This is a genomic window from Halpernia sp. GG3, from assembly GCF_052976925.2.
This window is the reverse complement of record NZ_JBRIIR020000006.1, coordinates 114,607-137,756: the sequence shown is the minus strand read 5'-3', so window position 1 is coordinate 137,756 and position 23,150 is coordinate 114,607. Positions and strand designations below refer to the sequence as shown.

Below are 23,150 nucleotides of genomic sequence, written 5' to 3'. Positions count from 1 at the left end.
ATAAAAATCCAGAAATATGGAAAACGAAAATATAGAACAAGAAAATATAAATCCGCAGTTTGAATCCCGTCTTGATATGATGCAATTAAGAGAAAACATACAATCGGTAAAAGACGAAATCGCAAAAGTAATTGTGGGCCAAGAAAAAATGATTGAGCATCTTTTGGCTGCTTTACTTTCCAATGGACACGTTTTAATAGAAGGTGTTCCTGGCGTTGCAAAAACAATTACGGCAAAACTTTTGGCCAAAACAATTGCCGTAGATTTTAGCAGAATTCAGTTTACGCCAGATTTAATGCCATCGGATATTTTGGGTACTTCTATTTTTAATATTAAAAACTCTGAGTTTGAATTTAAAAAAGGACCGATTTTTTCAAATTTTGTTTTGATTGATGAAATTAATCGTTCGCCCGCGAAAACGCAGGCCGCACTTTTTGAAGTGATGGAAGAGCGACAAATCACGATGGATGGAAAAGAATATAAAATGGAAGAGCCATTTTTGGTTGTTGCCACACAAAATCCAATTGAACATGAAGGAACTTACCGACTTCCTGAAGCGCAACTCGACCGGTTTTTATTTAAAATTGATGTGGGTTATCCAGATTTGGCGCAAGAAATACAAATTATAAAAAACGAACATATAAATAAATTAGATGATAAAACTACGCTTGTAAATCCTATAATTTCTGCACACCAACTTTATAATTACCAGCAGTTGGTAAAAGAAATTTTGGTTGAACCTCAACTTTTAGAATATATTGCGAAAATAATTGTGAATACCAGAGAAAACCAATTTTTATATTTAGGTGCGTCACCTCGTGCAAGTTTGGCTCTATTAAAGGCTTCCAAAGCATTTGCCGCACTTCGCGGAAGAGATTTTGTAACGCCAGAAGATATTAAAGATTCTTCTTTTGCTGTTCTCAGACACAGAGTAATGGTCGCGCCAGAACGTGAAATGGAAGGTTTAACAGCCGATGAAATTATTAGACAAATTTTGGAAAGTATGGAAATACCAAGGTAGGTTGCAGGTTTAAGTTTTTAGGTAATAGAAATTAATTATGGGAAATTTTAAAGAATTATTAGTTTGGCAAAAATCGATAGAATTTGTAACTGAAATCTATGAAATTACTGCGAAATTTCCTTCTAAAGAAAAATTTGGATTTTATTAAAGATGAAAATTTTACAGAATTTTCATTGAAAATATCAGAATTATTAAAAATGCTAAATGGCTTAATTAACTATCTAAAAACTTTGTCCTAAAACTACAACCTAAAATCTACCAACTACGACCTTTCATGAAAAACCTTTATATCAATAACCAATTTTTTTTCGCGCTTTTTGGCGTCGGATTTCTCTATGTTTTAGGATTTTTCTTTCCCATTTTTTTGATTTTAGCACACCTGGTTTTAGCCCTTATTTTTATTGCGTTTCTTGTTGATTCTTTATTTTTATTTAATTCTAACAATGATATTTTTGCGCTTAGAATTTTACCTGAAAAATTATCTAATGGCGATGAAAATGAAGTAAAATTAGAAGTAAAAAATAACTACAGGTTTAAAATTAAGGTAAAAATAATCGATGAAATCCCTTATCAATTTCAAATTAGAGATTTTCTAATTGTGAAAGAAATTGAATCAAAACACAATATTTTATTAAATTATTTTCTTACGCCGAAAGAACGGGGCGAATATAATTTTGGAAATCTAAATATTTACGCACAAACAAAATTAGGCTTTGTTTCCCGGCGTTTTACATTTCAAAATAATGACATTTTGCCAAGTTATCCGTCATTTATCCATCTCCGGAAATATGAAATAATGGCTCTGCAAAATGAGTTTCTTTTGGGCGGAATTAAAAAAATCCGGAAACTCGGTCATACCATGGAATTTGAGCAAATCAAAGAATATGTTCCGGGTGATGATATTAGAACGGTGAATTGGAAAGCCACAGGTAAGCGAAATCAGTTGATGATTAACCAATTTCAGGATGAAAAATCTCAACGGGTATATATGATAATTGACAAAGGAAGAACGATGCAAATGCCTTTCAATGGTTTAAGTTTGCTCGATTATTCGATTAACGCAACGATGGCTTTGAGTCATATTATTTTAAAAAAATCGGATCGCGCCGGAATGATGACTTTTTCTAAAAAAACGGAAAATAAAGTCGCTGCAGAAAATAAAAGCGAACAATTGCGTAAGATCTCTGAAGCGCTTTACAATATCCAAACTAATTTCTACGAGACGGATTTCAGCCGATTGTACCAAGATTTAAAATTTAGCATTACCCAAAGAAGTTTGCTTTTGCTCTTCACCAATTTTGAAACTTTAGATGCCGTAAATCGTCAAATGAAATATTTGCGCGGCATTGCAAAAAACCATATTTTGGTAGTTGTCTTTTTTAAAAATTCAGAATTACAACAATTGATGCACAATAATCCTGAAAATATGCAGGAAATTTATGATGAAATTATCGCAGAAAAATTTGAGTTTGAAAAGAAACTGATTATTCAGGAACTAAGAAAATTTGGAATTTACAGCATTTATACCGCGCCAGAAAATCTAAACATTGAAGTGATCAATAAATATTTGGAGATTAAAGCGAGAGGGATTTTGTAGGGAAATCAGTTATAAAGTTTAGAGAAATTTGTTTTTACATTGATGGCGGCGGAGATGGTGCCGGTGAATATTTTCCCATTTGTTCTTTTGTACCAATAATTTTTACATTTCCATCAATGTACAGAATATTCATTTTTAAGTTTGGATTTTTAGTTATATCAATTTCCGCAATTTGATTTCCTTTAATTATAAATTGAATGAGTTTGCTATTATTAGACAAATTAATTTTTTTTAATTTATTAATATCGGCAGATAAATACATTAAATGTATGAACTCTCTTAAATATATTTGCTTTATTTTTATTAATTCTGATAATATTTTTGAATAATGTTAATTAATTCTCAATTTCATCATTTAGAAACAATTCTTTATTTAAACCGCTTAAAAGATTTCTCGGTTGAAGCATTTTTGTAACGGTAGAAGTCCAGCCGGTCTGGTGTGACGCGCCTAAACCTTTTCCGGTATCGCCATTAAAATATTCATTAAATAATATTAAATCTTTAAAATATGGATCCTGGTTGAATTTTTCCACGCCGCCATTAAATGGCCGATTTCCGTTCTCATCTTTTAGAAATAAACTGCAAAGTCTTTGACTTAATTTCTCGGAAATTTCATTTAAATTAAAATAATCTTCACTGTGCGTGGGAAATTCTACCTGAATATTGTTCCCATAATAATAATGAAATCTCTGTAAACTTTCAACAATTAAAAAATTAATAGGGAACCAAATCGGGCCGCGCCAGTTGCTGTTGCCACCAAACATAGAGCTTTCACTTTCTGCAGGTGTATAATGGACAACATATTCTCGATCTTGCGCAGAGAAAACGAAGGGATTTTTCTCATAAATTTTAGACATGGCTCGAATACCATAATCACCCAAAAATTCTTGTTCGCAGAGCATTCTGTGTAAAACTTTTGTTAATCTTGTTTTTCGTAAAATACTCATTAAGTGCTTTTTACCCTGACCTTCCACTTCCCAATGCGACACTAATTTCGTGAGTTCTGGCTTATTCCGCAATACCCAATCCATCCGTTCTTTAAATTTCGGCAGACGCTCAATCATTTCGTGATCAATTACTTCCACCGCAAACATCGGGATTAAGCCCACAATACTTCGAAGCTTTAAGGAAATACTTTCGCCATTTGAGAGCTGCAAAACATCATAGAAAAAACCATCTTCTTCGTTCCAAAGACCATTTTTTCCATCGCCGATATGTTCCATTGCATCCGCAATATAAAGATAATGCTCAAAAAATTTAATGGCCATATCTTCATAAACGTCGTTGTACATAGCCAATTCCATTGCGATACGCATCATATTTAACGAATACATCGCCATCCAACTCGTGCCATCCGCTTGGTCCAGATGTTCACCATCTTTCATATCCATATTCCGGTCAAATGCACCGATATTATCTAAACCTAAAAAGCCACCGCCAAATAAATTATTACCTTTCAAATCTTTTCGATTCACCCACCAGGTAAAATTCAGTAGTAATTTTTGAAAAACACTTTCTAGAAATTTAATATCTGCCTTTCCGTTAATACTTTCATCAATTTTAAAAACCCGGAAAACTGACCACGCGTGAACTGGTGGATTGACGTCGCTCAGATTCCATTCATAAGCGGGCATTTGTCCATTTGGATGCATGTACCATTCTTTGGTCAAAAGTGCTAACTGACTTTTAGCAAAACCTGCGTCAATCACACTAAATGAAACACAATGAAATGCCAAATCCCAGGTTGCATACCACGGATATTCCCATTTATCAGGCATAGAAATGATGTCTTTATTATGAAGATGCATCCATTCTGTATTCCGTACGAATTTGTCAAAATTTCTGGGTGCTTCTAAATTTGGATCACCTTTTAGCCATTTCGCAACATTATAATGGTAGAATTGTTTATTCCAGAGAAGTCCTGCAAAAGCCTGTCTCTGAACGTTTTGTTCATCTTTATCGGGAATGTTTCTTTGTAGATTTTCGTAGAAATAATTGGCTTCTTCTTTTCTAATTTCAAATATTTCATCAAAATCATAAAACGCGTCATTCATTTCATGGGGCGAAAGTCTAAAATCAAAAGTTTTTGATTCACCCGCAGCAATTTCTGTATCAATGTGAAAACTTGCTTTGGTGCCAAAATTTTCTGGGTTTACAGTATCGTTTCCGTCAGTGATAAAATCATTTATTCCGTCTTTAAAATAGCCTGATGTTGGAGCTGTATTATAAATTTTAGCAATATTCGTTTCATTTTCGCAAAAAAGTGCTTCAGTTTCAGAATTTCTTGCGTAAAACTTTTTTATAGAAATACTGTCGTGCAAGATATCAATAACCCCGTTTCTTGCTTTTTTTAGTTCTGGTTTGTAATCATTGTATCCCCAAACCCAATTATTTCTGAACCAAACTGTTGGTAAAATTACTAATGGCGCAGAATTTTCACTTCGATTATGAGCCGTAACCCGGATAAAAATATCATCCGGATCAACTTTACAATATTCTATAAAAATATCAAAATATTCATTTTTATTGAATATTCCAGTATCAATTAATTCAAATTCTGGTTCAGTTTTACTTCGGCGTTCATTTTCTTCAACCAATTCTTCATAGGGAAAACGGTTGATTGGGTATTTATAAACCATCTTCATATAACTGTGAGATGGCGTATTATCCAGATAATAAAATAATTCTTTTACGTCTTCACCGTGATTTCCCTGATAATTAGAAACACCAAAAAAACGCTCTTTGACCATTTTATCTTTCTTATTCCAAAATGAAAAGGCAAAACAAAGCAGTTGTTTGGAATCGCTTAAACCTGCAATTCCCTCTTCCGCCCAGCGGAAAACTTTACTTTCTGCTTCATCATGGCTGGTAGACTCCCAGGCATTGCCATCATGGCTGTAATCTTCACGCACATTTCCCCATTGTCGGTTACTTACATATGGCCCCCATTGCCGCCATTGCTCATTTTTTAATCTTTCGTTTTCAATTTTCATATATTTTCCTTAAGATTAAATTTATTTTATTATTAATTACGATATTTCTTTTAGCAGCTATTTCACTTTGTAGAATATCTCTTTTACATCTTATCAGACCAGCTATTTTCGTCCTCCCCTACTAATTTTCTTAAAGCTATTGCGATAGAAAGTAATATACTTCTTCGAAATTTTTGCAATCGTAATTGCAACAAAAGGATTTCAGTTCAGGTCGGGCTACGACTGTTTAACTATTTAAAATTCAAAAATAGTTTGAATTTTCATTTGCAAAATTAATGATTTTTAAATGAATTGAAATATTCAAATCTGTCATACAGCCGCTTTAATTAATCATTTTGAGTGATTAATCCTATTAAGTTTCTTTAAATTTTATTGAAAAACTTTGAAGTATTTCATCAGTTTTCTAATTATTACTCATTATCTTTGTAGCCGAATTGTTCTTTTAAATATTGAAAATGTTATCCAGAAAGGTGGAGGGACTAGACCCTACGAAACCTTGGCAACCTCTCTTTTGAGAAAAGGTGCTACATTCTATTCCGGTTTTTCCGGATGAAGATAACTAATAAATTTTTCTACCTTTCTTCGGTAGCATTTTCAAATTTTTATTTATAACTAAAATTGAAAATGAATTCACAACATATACTTCGCGCCGAACTTTCCAAACGCATCCTAATTTTAGATGGCGCTATGGGAACTATGCTTCAGCGTTATAATTTTACGGAAGCAGATTACCGAGGCGAACGCTTTAAAGATTGGGAATTTTCTTTAAAAGGTAATAATGATTTATTGACTTTAACACAACCAGAAGCCATTTCCGAAGTTCACAGGAAATATTTAGCAGCTGGGGCAGACATTATTGAAACCAATACTTTTTCCGGAACTACCATCGCAATGGCTGATTATCATATGGAAGAACTGGTTTATGAACTGAATTTTGAATCTGCAAAAATCGCCAAAAAAGTTTGCCAGGAATTCACTACAAAAAATCCTGATAAACCTCGATTTGTAGCTGGTTCCATCGGACCAACTAACAAAACAGCCAGTCTTTCACCAGACGTCAATGATCCGGGTTTTCGTGCCATTACTTTTGAAGAACTACGAATTGCTTACAAACAGCAAGCAGAAGCCTTACTAGATGGCGGTTCAGATCTACTTTTGGTAGAAACTATTTTTGACACCTTAAATGCAAAAGCCGCACTTTTTGCTATTGACGAAATTCAGGAAGAGCGAAATATTGAGATTCCAATTATGGTTTCAGGAACCATTACAGATGCTTCAGGAAGAACTCTGAGCGGACAAACCGCGGAAGCATTTTTAATTTCGATTTCACATTTAAATTTACTGAGCGTTGGTTTTAATTGTGCTTTAGGTGCCAAACAATTGACGCCTTATTTGGAAAGTTTAGCAAACAATTCAGAATTTTTTATTTCCGCGTATCCAAATGCAGGATTACCAAATGCTTTCGGGCAATATGATGAAAGTCCAGAATTTATGGCCGAACAGATCCGCGAATTTGTAGATAAAAATTTAATTAATATTATCGGCGGTTGCTGTGGAACAACTCCAGAACATATAAAAGCAATTGCAGATCTGGTGAAAGAATATCAACCAAGAAAAATTAATGTAACAATCTAAAAATGTAACAATGTAACTATCATTTGACATAATAATGTCATTGGTAAACGGTTACATTGATAAATTGGAAAATTATTAATGAAATACTTAAAACTCTCAGGTCTCGAACCTTTAATTATAGCAGAAGAATCCAACTTTATTAATGTTGGTGAGAGAACAAATGTTGCAGGTTCAAAGAAGTTCCTTCGATTAATTAAAGAAGAAAAATTTTCTGAAGCACTTGATATTGCAAGAGAACAGGTTGAAAATGGCGCTCAGATTTTAGATGTCAATTTTGATGATGGTTTACTGGACGGTAAATATTGCATGGTTAAATTCTTAAATTTAATCGCTTCGGAACCGGATATTTCCAGAATTCCAATTATGATTGATTCTTCAAAATGGGAAATTTTAGAAGCGGGTTTGCAAGTCGTTCAAGGAAAATGCGTGGTGAATTCCATCAGTTTAAAAGAAGGTGAAAAAGAGTTCATTGACCACGCTAAAAAAATTAAAAGATATGGTGCGGCAGTAATCGTCATGGCTTTTGATGAAAATGGACAAGCCGATAATTACGAACGCAGACTGGAAATTAGCAAAAGAAGTTATAATATTTTGGTTAATGAAGTTCATTTTCCACCCGAAGATATTATTTTCGATTTAAATATTTTTCCTGTAGCAACGGGAATGGATGAACACCGTCAAAACGCAGTAGATTATATAAAAGCCACAAAATGGGTTCGCGAAAATTTACCTTATGTTTCCGTAAGCGGCGGCGTTTCTAATGTCTCTTTTTCATTTAGAGGAAATGACAATGTTCGGGAAGCAATGCATTCCGTTTTCCTTTACCATGCTATAAAAGCGGGTATGAATATGGGAATTGTTAACCCTAGTTTGCTTACAGTTTATGATGATATTCCAAAGGAACTTTTAGATTTGGTGGAAGATGTAATGCTCGACAGAAATGACGACGCAACAGAAAATCTTTTAGATTATTCCGAACGTGTAAAGTCAGTAAAAAAAGATATTGTCGAAGAATTAGAATGGCGTAAAAATCCATTACAGGAAAGAATTACACACGCTTTGGTCAAGGGAACAGATCGCTTCATCATCGAAGATGTTGAAGAAGCAAGATTGCAATCAAAACGTCCTTTAGATGTCATTGAAATTAATTTAATGACGGGAATGGGCGTAGTTGGTGATTTATTCGGTAGCGGGAAAATGTTTTTACCACAAGTTGTAAAATCAGCAAGAGTGATGAAAAAAGCCGTTGCTTATTTGCAGCCTTATATTGAAGCGCTCAAAGATGAAAAAGCAAAACCCAACGGTAAAATTTTAATGGCAACTGTCAAAGGTGATGTTCACGATATAGGAAAAAATATTGTGAGTGTGGTTTTAGGTTGTAATAATTATGAGATCATCGATTTGGGCGTGATGGTTCCGGCAGAAAAAATAATTGCTGCCGCAATCGAACACAACGTTGATGTTATTGGTTTAAGCGGCTTAATTACACCAAGTTTAGATGAAATGGTTCACGTTGCGGACGAACTTCAACGTCAAAATTTAAAGTTTCCATTGTTGATCGGCGGTGCGACAACTTCCAAAGCACACACTTCCGTTAAAATTTTCCCAAAATATGACCAAACAGTTGTTCATGTGAATGATGCTTCTCGGGCAGTTGGCGTTGTAAGTGCGCTGTTGAGCGACAATAATGAAAAATATATTTCAGATTTAAAATTAGATTATGAAGATTTTCGGGAGAAATTTCTAAACCGTCAAATTGAGAAAGAATACTTGAAAATTAAAGATGCTCGCTCTCAAAAGTTTGAAATCGATTGGCGACATGAAACAATTTTAACACCCAACTTCTTAGGAATTAAAATTATAGAAAATCAGGATCTAAAAGAACTTTTACCTTTTATAGACTGGACTCCATTTTTCCAAGCGTGGGAATTGCACGGTAAATTTCCGCAGATTTTGACCGATGAAGTTGTGGGTGAACAAGCCACCGAACTTTTCGGCGAAGCGCAAGAGATGTTGAAGAAAATTATTGATGATAAATTATTTACCGCAAAAGGAATTTTCGGAATTTTTCCTGCCAATTCTAATAATGAAGATGACATTCTAGTTTTTGATGATGATAAAGTTTATAGAAAATTTCACACGCTTCGCCAACAGTTAAAAAAATCGGCTGGCAAAAAATATTCTGCTCTGAGTGATTTTATAGCGCCTAAAGAATCTGGAAAACAAGATTATATTGGCGCATTTTGTGTATGTACCGGTTTTGGAACCGAAGAACTGGCACAAAAATATTACGAAGCCGGCGATGATTATAATGCAATAATTGTAAAAGCTTTAGCAGACAGACTTGCAGAAGCATTTGCAGAATTTTTACATTATAAAGTTCGGACACAATATTGGGGTTACGCAGAAAATGAAGATTTACCAAATGAAGATTTAATTGCCGAAAAATATTCCGGAATTCGCCCTGCACCAGGTTATCCTGCTTGTCCGGATCATTTAGAAAAACCAACGATTTGGGATTTATTAAAAGTAAAAGAAAATATTGGTGTAGAATTGACAGAAAGCATGGCGATGTTTCCAACTGCCGCAGTTTCCGGGTACTATTTTGCCAATCCACAAGCGAAATATTTTGGAGTAGGGAAAATAAAAGAAGATCAATTGGAAGATTATGTGAAACGTAAAAACGTTGATTATGATTACGCAAAACGTTGGTTAAGTCCAAATTTAGCGGATTAATTTATATAAGAAAGCAAAATTTAGATTAAAAAAAACTGCGAAGCAGTGAAATTACTATATGAAAATAACAGACCACATTAACCAATCAAAAGACAAAACCATCTTTTCTTTTGAAATTTTACCGCCTCTAAAAGGTCAAAATATACAGTCTATTTTTGATGCGATCGATCCTTTGATGGAATACGATCCAAAATTTATAGACGTTACATATCACCGCGAAGAATATGAATATATTGAACGAGAAAACGGACTTTTAGAAAAAAGAATCGTAAGAAAACGTCCCGGAACTGTTGGGATTTGTGCCGCAATTCAAAACAAATACCACGTTGACGCCGTTCCGCATATTTTGTGCGGCGGTTTTAGCCGAGAGGACACAGAAAATTTTTTAATTGAAGTAGATTTTTTAGGCATTCAAAATGTGGTCGCTTTACGCGGTGACGCTGTAAAAACTGAAACTTATTTTAAACCGGATAAAAATGGACATGCTTTCGCTAAAGATTTGGTAGAGCAGATAGTTCAAATGAATCAGGGAAAATATTTAGATGAAACTTTAGAAAATTGTTGTGCAACCAATTTTAATATAGGCGTTTCGGGTTATCCGGAAAAACACATGGAGGCAGCGAGTTTTGAGCAGGATTTATACCATTTGAAAAAGAAAATCGAGGCTGGCGCAGATTATATCATCACACAAATGTTTTTTGATAATCAAAAATACTATGAATTCGTCGATAATTGTCGCGGCGCAGGAATTACCGTCCCAATTATTCCAGGGATAAAACCGTTGGTAACTAAAAATCAGTTGAGCCTCATTCCGCACCGTTTCAGTGTGGATCTACCCAACGATTTAGTAATTTCAATTGCAAAATCTAAAGACAATGCCGAAGCCAAAGAAATCGGGATTGAGTGGTGCATCGAGCAAAGCAGAGATCTAATAAAAAATAATGTACCTGTTTTACACTACTATTCTATGGGAAAAAGTGCTAATTTGGAACGTGTTGTAAAAGAAGTTTTTTAAAAATTTAATATGCCGGACAATCCTGCACCGAAATATCTTTTAAAATTACTTCCTGTTTATTCAGTTGTACTTTTACTTCAGAAAATTTCCCATAGAGACAATCACCTGTCTTTTCTTTAAAATCACCTTCTGTTGCTGTAATTTTAACATCTTTACCTGAAAGATGATATTCATTATCGGTAAAATTCAGCAAGTCTAGGGCATAAGTTTTACCGTTGATATTAATCTCGCCAGTATTACTGTGTGTGTCAAAAAAGAACATGGTTCTTTTATCCTGGCTAAAAACCGTTTTCCCTTTTTCTGCAAAGATGTTCAATGGCACAACGGTTAATGGAATACTTGCTGTAACTGAATCTTTTTTAATATTGAGAGAATCTTTTACTGCAGAATTTTGTGTCATCTTCTCATCCTTTTTACAGGAATTTAAACAGAAAAAAAGAACACAGCATAAGCTTAATAATTTCATCGGTAATTTTTTAATTTTTAGAGTCATAATTTTAATCTTTTACAAGAATTAAATAAGTCCAAGGCTTCATTTCAAAACTTGTTTTAACAGCTAAATTACTTTTTTTACATGAGAAAAGATCGGTATAATTTCCTTTAAAATAATTGGTATTTAAATCCACAGAAGCCGTATCATTAGAAAAATTAAAAATCGGCAAGATATCATCACCAGAACTTTCTCTTTAAAGTGAGAAGCACACACAAAGTATTAAAAAGCGCGCAGAAAAAGACGATTTTGTAGAAGAATACTGAAACTATAACTTTAATAGCTACTAAACTTAAAAGCTAAATATCAAGAGATATTAATTAAAAAGATGTTTTAAAGCCAAATCTAATTCCAAATTTCGGGGAATTACGATGCATATTAGAAATATTATTCCAGACAAAATCTATCCGTAAAGGACGAATATTGCCAAAACCTATGTTTTCTAAACCAAAACCATATTCAATATAAGGTTTTTTGGGCACGCTGTATTTAATACTGGAGCGGTTGAGAGCAATAGTGCCGTCAGAAATACTACCAATATAGCTTCGGAATAATAAAACACTGCGTATTTTTGTCAGGTTTAAAATCGGAATATGATTAATAATAAATCCGTTAAAATGGTGGTCTATATTAAATTGAACAAATTGATCAGCCACAAACTGGTAATAGTTGAGTAGTGCAAAAGTGTTGGGTGCATAAAAATAAGTTTGATTGGCAGAGACTCCCGTAGCCAGAGAAAGTGGAACCGCATTGAAAGTTTTTCCTGCAATTACTGTAGAATTCATCACCCCAAATTTGCCTAAATAAATTGGATAGTTATATAAGATGTTAATTTTCTGATATTTAAATTGAGATTCACCAATATCGTTAAACCCGGTTATAAAATTAACTGATAAAGTTGGATTTAACTTGCTTCCTAAATTTTGATCTACGCCAGTTCCAAAAACTTCTCTTTTAGGCGTGTAGTTAATAAAAAAGACGGTGTTAAAATCATTCGTTTTAGTTTCCATTCTTTTAGTTTCGGGGTTAAAAAACGCCAGAGAAAACTTCTTTGGCGCGCCACTTTCTATGATGCTATAGTTTGCCATTGCCCCAACTTCAAGATTTTTATATGGTTCCAGTGAAATTTTAAAGCTTGTCCGTTGTATTTTAGATAAATAAAAATTTTTACCCCTAGAAAATATAGCTTTAGATTCATTCTGCGCATCCGGTAATATACGGCTTCCAACAAAAGTTGTGATTCCGGCCTGCTGATAGTCATTTAAATAAGCGGCATCAATTGTAATACGGTTCGACTTTGCAAGTAAGTATCTGCCTTCTAAACCGTAGCTGATATTTTTATTTCTAAAACCATAAGTTGTAAAGCCAGATATTCTAAATCTGTCATTTAAAGTCTGATAAGTTCGGAAACCGACACGAATATTAAATCCCTGAATTTCATTAGTTGCCACCGTACTATAAATATTGCCAATTTGCAACCCTTTAAATGCTGTAAAATAACCTTCAGACAATGTGTAAAGTGCGTTAGTTATACCGGTGATTTTTTTTGCACTACTCGTAAATTCTACAAGTTTCTCAATTCTTTTCGTTTCAGCATCGGCATTTCCTCTAATAAAATTAATATTGTCGGAAGGAGGTTTTTCCTTGCTAACATCAGCATAAAAAGACAATGGCTTTGTTTGATCAAAAGTATAATTGCTGAAGAAATCTTTTTTTATTACAAATAATCCCTTTTCATCTTTTTTACTAAAAATGGTGAAAATACCATTGTAATAATTACTTTCAGGTACGTATTTTTTCTGTGAATTTAAAACATAAGTTTTGTCAAAATCCAAATCTTTTACAAAATTCAGATTCATGTTGTGTGGAGTTTTAAGATGGATTGAAACTAAGGCATAATTTAGCGAAGATATCTGGAAATTCCCTCTGAATGCCAAATCTCTGCCTTCCCGTGGAAAATAATCGATGGAATATATTGTTTCGTTGTTCGCAACTAAACTATCTTTTAAAACGTAATCGTAAGTTGCAAAACCACCTTTTGAAATTGGACTTACAAAATTTTTATTGAGTAAGATAATGTTTTCATCATAAGGGTTAATATTTTTAAAAGCAACCTCTAATCTTTCAAAAAGTTTTAAATCCTGTGGCACGCCAATATCTTTTTTACCCAAAATCTGAACTTTTTCTATGTCTAACTTCGGTGAAGCATAATGGTGCTTAAAAGTCTGCAACAGTTCTACGGGAATATCAAATTTATCCGCCGTTCCAGTTAGAATATTTTCGGCTGCTACAGAATCAAATTTTTTTTTAAATACTTCTTTCGCAAAGTTTTTAGTCATCCCATTTAAACCAATTTCAGTACTGCTAAATTCATCAAATTCATAAAAAGGATTGGGAATATTTTTATTTTCATCTTTTTTTTCCCACACTTTTAGCAAAATCTTATATGCAGGATTTACTTCTTTTTTCAATCTTTTTTTTGCTTTCCCTGAAAGGTGAACCGCTTCAATCAAAATTGAATCTTTCACCATTTTAGTTTGCTTTTTTTGCGCATTTAAATTTTGGGCAGTGAGCAACATCAATATCACGATAGTGCTGTTCAAAGCCGTTTTAGTGGTATTTGCACCTTTATTTTTTTTACGAAAAGGTCTCTTCATCAGCATCAAAAAATTCGCATTGTATTTGGGATTCATGTGCGTATTAATACCATAAACAATTTGTTTCTGGCACAATCTAGATGCAGTATGGAAAATATGGTCCCAGATAGAAAGAATATCGCCATAATTAGTATCGGTATACGGCAGTCTATAATGGTGGTGAATGCTGTGTGAATTTGGTGTCACAAGGATCATAGAAACAAATCTATCGATATGATCCGGCAATTTTAATTTTGAATGTGAAATAAGATTTGAGCTGCTTTCAAATAATTGGAAAACAATAATTATCCAAGGCGAAATTCCTAATAAAAACACACAGAATATAAAAAAACTAACTCTTATGAATGTTTCACCCGGATGTTCCCTAAACGTTGTGCTTATATCAACATCCATATCACTGTGATGAATTTGGTGAAAACGCCATAAACCAGGAATTTTATGCATAAAATAGTGGTAAATGAAATTCGAGAAATCTAAAAGAATTAGTGCGAGAGCATAAAACGCAAATCCATTTTTCTCAATAGGAAGGTGGTAAAGTAAACCCCATGAATTAGTTTCACAATGCCCTGAAACTGACAGTAAAATTACTGACAGACCGATTTGTACGGGCACTACAAGTATTAAGAAACGAGCATTGACGAAACTATGCAAGACTTTATCCTTAGACTTCTGATCCAGAAAAAAATTTTCGAGAAACCAAAAAGTTAAAAGAATAAAGAGAAACAAAAAAATTTGTACTTCAAAAATATGATTCTCTAAGAAATCAGTCATCGTGTTTCAATATTTGTGTTATTTTAATTGTACGGTTAATTTACAAGTGTCAAAAATAAGCGAAATTTAACAAATAATTATGTTTTTAAAATCTTTTAAAATTAATAGTTTTTCCAATCCAGGTAAATTTCCAAAAACCACGGACATAAAGTAATCCGTCCTTTTTTATTTCCGCAAAAGCATCCCAAGTTCTGCCACTTGATGCATCATAAATTTTACCGTTGACCCACCGTTTATCTGCAGCATCATAATTGAGATTTTCTAAAATATCCATTCCAATAATTTTCCTATACCGCAATTTTTCATCAGGATTATTTGTATCCTTTCTGGTATTCATAGGTGTACCACTTCCCAAACGCTCATCAAACCAAAGCACTTTTGCTTTAAAGGAATTGCCCTCATGATAAACGTATACCGCAACAGTTTTATCCGTAGACATCCATTTTCCCAAAATATCATCCTTAGACAGCTGAGCAGATGTATTTAAAAAAATTACTAAGGAAAGAAGTGTAACTGCTTTGTGCATATCAATCTTTAAAAGTTATAAACGTATGCAAATCCACCTGTCTTATTGAAGTAAATTGGTGTTAAGGTAAATTTCCATCCATTTTTCAAAAAAACTTTGTCATATAAAAAATAAGATAATTTTGCTGAAGCAATACCAAATCCTGCACCTGCAACCACGTCTCCGAACCAATGTTTATTATTATACATTCTCAAAACACCAGTTGCAGTTGCAACGGCATAACCGGCGTAACCAATCCAAGGCATATCTTTATACTCCTGTCTTAAAAATTCTGCGGAAGCAAAAGCAATTGCGGTATGACCTGAAGGAAAAGAATTATTTGCAGAAAAATCTGGACGCACTTCTTTCGTTATTGCTTTTAACGGTAGGACAAAAGCACTTGCAATAGCTATGGAACCGGTATAAATTAGTGCAGCATCTTTATAATTATGTTTTCCTTTTACTCCAAAAGCATTAAGTGCAAAAACAGCTGCGCCAGGAACAAATTGTGTGTAATTATCAATACTTGTTTTAAAGTTTGAGTTATTTTTCTGTATATTATTTTTAATACTTTCGTTTAACTTTGGATTATATAACAGGACAAAACCAGTCGTGACAAAAACAGCTGGAATAATAAATTGCTTCACCTCAATTCTGCTTTCCTTTAAACCTAAACTGTCTTTTGCTAAATTATTTTGTGCAAAAGATGTTTCAAAAATCAAAAGAAATAATAAAAATAACGACTTTACAGTTTTCGTTAAGTATTTATTTTGAGTAAGATTTTTCATTAATTTTTTCAGGCAAATTTATAAAAAAAAGGCAATCCAAAAATGAATTGCCTTTAAAATAATTTAGTCTTTTTCAACTTTTAACATTTGGAAAGTTCCGTTCTCATTAAATAACAAATCGCCACTTTTCACTTCGGCCTCATACACAACAGAACCGTCTGATTTAACAATTCTGGCAGCTTCTTTTATTTTTCCATATTTTTTCTGCGCAACGTAGGAGATTACATTTTTAGGTAAATCTGTTACTTTTAAAGAGGTTTCTGTTTCCTGTTTCATTCCGGTTGAACTATAAGTTACAGACATATCTTTATTACCTAATTTAAATTCTGCTTCATAAGTTCCATGCTCATCATCCCATTTAACTTTTTTCACTTGCGGATAATCTTTTTTAAAGGAATTTTTCACAACAACTGGAACTTCACCACTTTTTTTCATTTGGTATTGTGCGGTAAGCGTTCCTGCGCTTAATGCGAAAAGTAAAGACATTACAACTACTGGGTTTTTCATTTTAAAATGTTTTATGTTTTATACTGAATTTGTTTCAATATTTAATACAAAGATGATCGGTTAATCTGTAGAGAATCTGAATTTAAATGGATTAAAAAATATTCATAAAGAAAATCACTAAATACCCTTAAAATCTAGTGGAATTTTTTTATTGTCATCAGCCAACATTTACTCCAAATAGGTGACCAACTAACGCTGTAATTCCCATAGCAATTGTTCCCCAAAAACAGATTCTCACCACTGCAGTCCAAAGGTGGGAGCCGCCAGCTTTTGCGGAAACCGCGCCTAAAATCATAAGGAAAATAATTGAAAATCCATATTGGAAATAAACCATTTCTTTGATTGGTGCATATAGTGAGACGATTAATGGCAAGGTTGCACCAATAGCAAAAGAAGCAAGCGAAGCAAAAGCTGCTTGCAGAGGTTTAGCTTGAGTGATTTCATTAATTCCCAGTTCATCTTTTGCGTGCGCTTCCAAAGCATTTTTTGCAGTTAATTCTTTTGCAACCATCAAAGCAGTTTCAGGTGTGACACCTCTTTTTTCATAAATCTTTGCAAGTTCTTTAAGTTCTAACTCCGGCATTTTTTCCAGTTCATCTTTCTCGCGGAGAAGATCTGATTTTTCTGTATCTTCCTGAGAACTTACTGAAACATATTCTCCCGCCGCCATAGACATTGCTCCAGCCATCATTCCGGCCAAGGCAGCTAAAACTATAGTATTTCTTTCAGGCATAGCAGCGGCAATGCCTATCACAATACTTGTGGTAGAAAGCAATCCATCATTAGCGCCTAAAACCGCTGCACGAAGCCAGCCTACCCGAGTGATATAATGGTTTTCTGAGTGATTTTTCATTTTTTAAATATTTAAATTATAATTAACAGTCTCTAATGATTTGCACTGTTTTTACTTAAAAAGCTATTCCTTCTTATTAATAAAAATTTTACGCTTGCTATTTAAATTTTAAGTTGAAAGAAATAATATCCTGTTTCATTCCAACTGATTTTGTGTAGTGCCCATATCTTATTTTTGTGGAATTTAAAGCAAAAGATAAACCAGTTTGAACTGGAAAATTTAGAACTATCAATCCACTTTTTATTTTTGCAGATTTGGTTAACTACATTGAGAAACAAAAAGGTGCGGCATTTCATTTAAAAAAAGGTAAAATCTTAATTGATCGGCAAGGAATGCAGGTGAGAGAAATGGTTCTTTTTAATAATGATGATCATGCAGAAAAAATTTCTTCATGAAAAACTCTGGATTTTGAAGAACCAATTTTGATAACTGCTGGGAACTTTTTGTGGAGTAATAGGTCCAGAAAAATGATGGATATATTGGAAGATACCAACGGAAGAAATGATTTTCTTTTAGCACCTTGCAGTAAAGAAAGTTTTTAAATCATGCACGATCATAAAGATTATCATCCGAGTTGTTTGGAAAGTCTATCTAAAAATTTATTACCAATGGGAATAAAACAAGATGAGATTCCTACAGCATTTAATATTTTTATGAATGTTCAGTTTGATATCGTAGGAAAACTATCGGTATTACCACCGACTTCGAAGGCTGGAGATTATGTAAAATTTGAAGCACTTATGGATCTACTACCTTGCTTGACCGTATGTTCTGCTGAAAATAGTAATGGTGGCAGTTTTAAATCCATTCAATATCAAATAAATTAATTTTTGATTTAAAACGCGCGTAATATTTTTTAAATTAAACTAAAAAAAATTGTCTTATGTAATATTACAAAAGACAAATCCTTTCTAGTTTTGTATAAATAAAAACTTACTTTCCTATTTCTAAAATATGAAAAGTGTTCTCTTTTAAAGGTAATCTTTTTGCGTTTTTATCTACAGCAATTCCATACTCCGAAGTTGACACATAAATTTTTTGCAGACTTTTATCCAACGCGATCGTTCTGGCACCGGATTCAGTTTTAATATCTGCTAAAGCAATAACATCTTCTTTAGATTTTACTAAATAATTAGAGATCACGCCTGAATAAGTTGATGCAAAAACCATATTGGATTTGGCATCGAAAATAACTCCGTCACAGCCTTTTGCAATGGGTAAAGCAGCAATTATTTTTCCGTTTTCAGAGTTGACAACAACTAAATGTTCTTCACATGAAGTAAATAAAAGATGTGTTTTATTATCAATTGCCAAACCGGTTGGACTTTCATCTTTACCAAGAGAAAAATAATTCAAAACTTTCCCTTCTGCTAAATTGATCTCAGCAATTTTAGATTTGTCTTCTATGTTTACAAAAATTCTTCCCTTATCATCACTCTTTACTTCTTCGGGATTACCGATCAGTTCTATAGTTTTCTCAACTTTTAAATCTTTTGGATTAATAATACTTAAAGAATTGCTACCCGCATTTGCAGCAATAATTTTGCCTGAATAAGCGTCAAACATTATCGCATCTGGTTTTTTTCCAACTTCAATACTTGCTATTTTTTTGTTTGACGTCACATCAAAAACAAAGACAGAATTAGATTTTCCGTTAGTAATATAACCGCGATTTTCTTTGTCAAAAGCGATTCCGTGAACGCCTTCTTGATTTTCGATAATCCCTTCTGACTTAGAGGTTACAGGATTTACTATATTAACCTGGGTGGAATGGCTGACGTAAACAAAATGATTTGTAGGGTTGACCGCCAAATAATCCCAGCCACCATTTCCAGAGACTGGAATTGACTTAAGTACTTTAAAAGTTTCGCTTTTCATCTGTGCTTTAGTCTGAAGTAAAAGACCAGAGATTGCTAATAAGAGCAGTTTTGTTTTCATTTTTTTTGTTTTATTTTTATATTTTTTTGATATTTATAATTTTCAGATAATTTAGCAAGGCAATTGTATCACCTTTGCTTTTAAAATTAGTTTATCACAATATTTATAGTATAATTTAATGTCTTAAAATTAAAATGACTGTATTTAATATATGCAGAATAGATCAAGATAAGCCAAACCAGTATAATAAAAACTGCAAAAATCCAATTATTCTTTTTTAGTACTTCAGGATTTTCTACTGCTTTTTCTCGCACTTCTATCAAAACATTTTGCGGAATAAGTTTAATAGAAAGCATGATTAAAATTGGTACAATTAGAAGATCATCCAGAAATCCTAAAACTGGAATAAAGTCAGGAATCAAATCAATCGGACTCAACAAATAACCCGCTGTCAATCCGATAACCAACTTTGCGATAAAAGGGGTGCGATTGTCAGCATAAGCAAGAACTAATATTTGAATTTGTTCTTTGAGTTTTTTTACTTCTTGTTTTAATATTAATATTAAATTCACAATATTTTGTTATCTTTTTTTTAATAATTTTTTTACATTCTTTTCTCTATTTAATTATTTATAATGAAATTCCTGAATTATTATTTTTCTGAGATTTTTCTTTAAAATTTACCTGATTCAGCAGCGTCGGCAAAACCACTAAAAGTAAAGGCAACGCGATAACAAAACCACCTATAACAGCGATCGCCAAAGGTTGGTGCATTTGTGCACCCGTTCCAATCCCCAATGCGAGGGGCATTAATGCAATTATAGCACCTAAAGCAGTCATTAATTTCGGTCGTAATCTTGTACTGATCGCATAAATTAAAGCGTCTTCCTTAGATTTTTTTTCTAAAGTTTCTTCAAACTGCAGATAGGTGAAAATGGCGTTTTCCCCTATAATTCCGACCATCATAATTAGACCGGTGTAACTTCCAACATTTAGAGGGGTGTGTGTTAAAAATAACAAAATAAAACTTCCGGATATACCCAATATCGAAACCAATAAAATTAGAAAAGCAACTTTCAAATTTCTAAAAAGGAATAAAATAGTAGTAAAAACCAACAGGCTGGAAACAAATAAAATTAATAATAATTCGCTGAAAGATTTTTGTTGTTCCGCATAAGCGCCGCCATAATTGATACTGTAACCTGTTGGAAGCTTGATATTTTTATCAATTTCAGTTTGAATATTTTTGATCGTTCCACCTAGATCGCCATTATCCAAGCGCGCCGTTACAACGCCCATATTTTGCAAATCTTCCCTTTCCACTTCGGCTGAACCTTTTAGAATTGAAACGTTTGCAAATTCCTTCAGAGGTTTTAATTGTCCGTTTGGCAAAGAAATATTGCTGTTTTGAATTTGCTGAAGCGAAGCATTTGACTGGTTATTATACAAAATCCGAATCGGGGTAAATTGATTTTTATCAAAAAGATCACCGACTTTATTTCCGCTTAAAATTGTTTGGGTTTGATATTGAAAATTCTGCGGTGAAATTTGATACTGCGCTAAAATCGAAAAATTAGGTTTGATCTGTATCGATGGACCTGCGATGATGATACCGTCAAAAACATCTGCCGTTCCTGAAACTTTCTCTACAATTTTGGAAATTTGCTGTGAATATTTTTGAATCGTTGGAACATCATCACCAAAAATTTTAATTTCAATTGGTTGTGTGCTACTCATTAAATCACCAAGCATATCACCAATAACTTGTCCAAAATCTACTGTCAAAGGCAAACCTGTCGCTGCAATTTTAGAACGGATTTCATCTGTAACTTGAGCAGTCGTTTGGGTTCGGTCTTTTTTTAAATTAATTAAATAATCGCCGCGATTCGGTTCAGTAATAAAAAATCCCATTTGCGTTCCCGTTCTTCGGCTATAGGCTTCAACTTGTGAATTTGCTTTAATAATCTTTTCTACTTCGCGCAGTTCTCTGTCGGTTTCATGTAGAGAAGTTCCGGGTGGCGAATTGTAATCCACAACAATGCTACCTTCGTCCATATCTGGCAAAAATCCCGTCGCAATATTTGGAATAATTAAAGCCGTAATTATCACTAAAAGCGCCATAAACAAATAAGAAAAAATCGGTTTCCGAATAAAAAATCCTACCCATTTCCTTTCCTTTACTTCCTGGTGAACTTCTTCCTTCTTTTTAGATTTATTTTTAGATAAAAACAAATAAATAACTGGAAGTAAAAGCCAGGTCACAAAAAATGAACTTACCAAAGTAATAATCATCGTGTTCGTCATTACTTTAAAATAAGCGCCTGCAACGCCGCTCATCAGCATAAATGGTAGAAAAATCACGATGGTACTTAATGAAGAACCGACCATTGCTTTTAGCAAATAATTGACGGCTTTTTGAACTAACGTTTTACTATTTTCTTCGGGAAATTCTTCGTGCGTCCGGTGGATTTGCTCAACAATAACAATAGCATCATCTATTATTAATCCGATTGCCGCAGCAATTGCGCCCAAAGTCATAATATTAAAAGTAGCGCCAGTTGCGTACAAAATAACCATTGTCAAACAGATGGTAACCGGAATTGTAATTAAAATAGTTGCACTCGCCTTCCAGGATTTTAAAAATAAAATTGCTACGACAATTGCCAGTAAAAGTCCGATCCAAAGAGCATCAGTCACACTTTTAATAGAACTGTTCACAAAATCAGCCTGTATGTAATATGGTTTGATGACCACATCTTTTGGCAAAGTTTTCTGTAAATCAGCAATTTTGACTTCCATGGCTGCAGAAACATCTACAACGTTTGCGTTTGGCTGTTGAACTACCGCTATAAGAATACTTTCCGTGCCGTTGGCATTTATTTTTATATATTGTTTTGCTTGGTGAATTTCAATTTTTGCTATATCTTTAAAATAAACAACTCTGTTTCCATCATTTTTTAAAACTACGTTTTGCAATTCATCAATGCTTCGGACTTGAGAATTTGTTAACGTTAAATAAAGAAAATTAAAATCAGAGGAGTAACCGTTTGACTTTATAAAATTAGTTTCATTGAGTGCCGTTTCAATATCTTTGGGGTTTAAGCCCAATCTTGTCATTTTTCCCTGATCTAAAATCGCCCAATATTCTTTGTCTTGGCCGCCAATTATTCTGATATCACTTACACCCTGAACTTGCGAAAGAAATGGTTTGATCGTGTAAAGTGCCAATTGTTTCAGTGCAATCGGTGAGAGCGAAGTAGAATTTAGCGTATAACCCATCACCGGCAAAATAGAAGGATTCATTTTTTCTACAGTGATATTGATGTTGGCTGGAAGTTGATTTTTTATTTCATTAATTTTCGCCTCAATTTGCTGTTGACTTAGATCAATATTAGAATTCCAATCCATAAAAGCAGAAATCTCACAACTACCGCGGCTTGTGGTACTTTTCAGCATTTGCAGATCCGGCACGAGTTTTACGGCATTTTCTAAAGGTCGAGTTACTGCAACTGTCATTTGGTCAACAGGCTGTTCGCCCGCATCTGCAATAATTTTTATTTTTGGGAACGTTATTTCGGGGAAAAGTGAAGATTTAATTTTAGTGTAAGAAAAAACGCCGCCTAATAAAAACAGCAGAATCATCACAAGGAGTGGGTTTTTATATCTTACAAAAAAGGATTTTTTCATTCTATTTTAGTAGATTT

Annotated in this window: 18 protein-coding genes, 1 pseudogene and 1 riboswitch; of the genes and pseudogenes, 8 read left to right on the top strand and 11 right to left on the bottom strand. The window is 33.4% G+C overall.

What is annotated here, in order from left to right; all coding sequences use genetic code 11:
- Positions 1-16 precede the first annotated feature (16 nt).
- The 3 genes from ACVBED_RS01585 (at position 17) to ACVBED_RS01575 (ending at position 2,618) form a co-directional block, all read left to right on the top strand.
- A complete protein-coding gene (locus ACVBED_RS01585; protein ID WP_447120832.1) occupies positions 17-1,021 on the top strand; it encodes an AAA family ATPase in 1,005 nt (334 codons plus the stop codon).
- A gap of 37 nt (positions 1,022-1,058) precedes the next feature.
- Positions 1,059-1,169 (top strand): four helix bundle protein, encoded by a 111-nt coding sequence (locus ACVBED_RS01580; protein WP_447120831.1) that lies wholly within the window; start codon positions 1,059-1,061, stop codon positions 1,167-1,169.
- Between the two features lie 126 nt (positions 1,170-1,295).
- Positions 1,296-2,618, top strand: coding sequence for a DUF58 domain-containing protein (locus ACVBED_RS01575; RefSeq protein WP_447120830.1), 1,323 nt, complete (start codon positions 1,296-1,298; stop codon positions 2,616-2,618).
- Between the two features lie 34 nt (positions 2,619-2,652).
- On the opposite strand, the gene ACVBED_RS01570 is transcribed toward ACVBED_RS01575, so the two are convergent.
- Together ACVBED_RS01570 and ACVBED_RS01565 are read right to left on the bottom strand one after the other, a co-directional pair.
- A complete protein-coding gene (locus ACVBED_RS01570) occupies positions 2,653-2,838 on the bottom strand; it encodes a hypothetical protein (RefSeq protein ID WP_447120829.1) in 186 nt (61 codons plus the stop codon).
- A 115-nt stretch (positions 2,839-2,953) separates the two neighbouring features.
- A complete protein-coding gene (locus tag ACVBED_RS01565; protein WP_447120828.1) occupies positions 2,954-5,611 on the bottom strand; it encodes an MGH1-like glycoside hydrolase domain-containing protein in 2,658 nt (885 codons plus the stop codon).
- Positions 5,612-6,066: 455 nt separating this feature from the next.
- Positions 6,067-6,173, top strand: a riboswitch (SAM riboswitch).
- A 62-nt stretch (positions 6,174-6,235) separates the two neighbouring features.
- On the opposite strand from ACVBED_RS01565, the gene ACVBED_RS01560 reads away from it, so the two are divergent.
- The 3 genes from ACVBED_RS01560 (at position 6,236) to metF (ending at position 10,997) form a co-directional block, all read left to right on the top strand.
- Entirely contained in the window at positions 6,236-7,246 is a 1,011-nt protein-coding gene (locus ACVBED_RS01560) for a homocysteine S-methyltransferase family protein (protein WP_447120827.1), read from the top strand.
- A gap of 78 nt (positions 7,247-7,324) precedes the next feature.
- Positions 7,325-9,982 carry a methionine synthase gene (gene metH / locus ACVBED_RS01555; protein ID WP_447120826.1) on the top strand — a complete coding sequence of 886 codons (2,658 nt, stop codon included), beginning with the start codon at positions 7,325-7,327 and terminating at the stop codon, positions 9,980-9,982.
- Between the two features lie 58 nt (positions 9,983-10,040).
- Positions 10,041-10,997 (top strand): methylenetetrahydrofolate reductase [NAD(P)H], encoded by a 957-nt coding sequence (gene metF, locus ACVBED_RS01550; RefSeq protein ID WP_447120825.1) that lies wholly within the window; start codon positions 10,041-10,043, stop codon positions 10,995-10,997.
- 4 nt (positions 10,998-11,001) lie between these two features.
- On the opposite strand, the gene ACVBED_RS01545 is transcribed toward metF, so the two are convergent.
- The 6 genes from ACVBED_RS01545 to ACVBED_RS01520 all read right to left on the bottom strand — a co-directional run bounded on the left by ACVBED_RS01545 (position 11,002) and on the right by ACVBED_RS01520 (position 17,568).
- Positions 11,002-11,490, bottom strand: a complete 489-nt coding sequence (locus ACVBED_RS01545) for a hypothetical protein (protein ID WP_473094394.1) — start codon at positions 11,488-11,490, stop codon at positions 11,002-11,004.
- 317 nt (positions 11,491-11,807) lie between these two features.
- Positions 11,808-14,756 carry a DUF5686 family protein gene (locus tag ACVBED_RS01540; RefSeq protein ID WP_473094393.1) on the bottom strand — a complete coding sequence of 983 codons (2,949 nt, stop codon included), beginning with the start codon at positions 14,754-14,756 and terminating at the stop codon, positions 11,808-11,810.
- Positions 14,757-15,000: 244 nt separating this feature from the next.
- Positions 15,001-15,441, bottom strand: a complete 441-nt coding sequence (locus ACVBED_RS01535; RefSeq protein ID WP_447120820.1) for a DUF2147 domain-containing protein — start codon at positions 15,439-15,441, stop codon at positions 15,001-15,003.
- A gap of 8 nt (positions 15,442-15,449) precedes the next feature.
- On the bottom strand, positions 15,450-16,208 hold the full coding sequence (locus tag ACVBED_RS01530; RefSeq protein WP_473094392.1) for a phosphatase PAP2 family protein: 759 nt from the start codon (positions 16,206-16,208) through the stop codon (positions 15,450-15,452).
- Between the two features lie 63 nt (positions 16,209-16,271).
- Positions 16,272-16,715 (bottom strand): PepSY-like domain-containing protein, encoded by a 444-nt coding sequence (locus ACVBED_RS01525; protein ID WP_447120818.1) that lies wholly within the window; start codon positions 16,713-16,715, stop codon positions 16,272-16,274.
- Positions 16,716-16,872: 157 nt separating this feature from the next.
- Entirely contained in the window at positions 16,873-17,568 is a 696-nt protein-coding gene (locus ACVBED_RS01520; RefSeq protein ID WP_447120817.1) for a VIT1/CCC1 transporter family protein, read from the bottom strand.
- A gap of 254 nt (positions 17,569-17,822) precedes the next feature.
- On the opposite strand from ACVBED_RS01520, the gene ACVBED_RS01515 reads away from it, so the two are divergent.
- Both ACVBED_RS01515 and ACVBED_RS01510 read left to right on the top strand, forming a co-directional pair.
- Positions 17,823-17,963, top strand: a complete 141-nt coding sequence (locus ACVBED_RS01515) for a hypothetical protein (RefSeq protein WP_447120816.1) — start codon at positions 17,823-17,825, stop codon at positions 17,961-17,963.
- 6 nt (positions 17,964-17,969) lie between these two features.
- Positions 17,970-18,395, top strand: a pseudogene (locus ACVBED_RS01510) (DUF1989 domain-containing protein).
- 106 nt (positions 18,396-18,501) lie between these two features.
- On the opposite strand, the gene ACVBED_RS01505 reads toward ACVBED_RS01510, so the two are convergent.
- The 3 genes from ACVBED_RS01505 to ACVBED_RS01495 form a co-directional block, all read right to left on the bottom strand.
- The gene (locus tag ACVBED_RS01505; protein WP_447120815.1) at positions 18,502-19,506 is read right to left on the bottom strand and encodes a YncE family protein; all 1,005 of its coding nucleotides are present in this window, start codon (positions 19,504-19,506) and stop codon (positions 18,502-18,504) included.
- 86 nt (positions 19,507-19,592) lie between these two features.
- Positions 19,593-20,018 (bottom strand): YkvA family protein, encoded by a 426-nt coding sequence (locus ACVBED_RS01500; protein ID WP_447120814.1) that lies wholly within the window; start codon positions 20,016-20,018, stop codon positions 19,593-19,595.
- Positions 20,019-20,076: 58 nt separating this feature from the next.
- The gene (locus tag ACVBED_RS01495) at positions 20,077-23,133 is read right to left on the bottom strand and encodes an efflux RND transporter permease subunit (protein WP_473094391.1); all 3,057 of its coding nucleotides are present in this window, start codon (positions 23,131-23,133) and stop codon (positions 20,077-20,079) included.
- Positions 23,134-23,150: the final 17 nt, after the last annotated feature.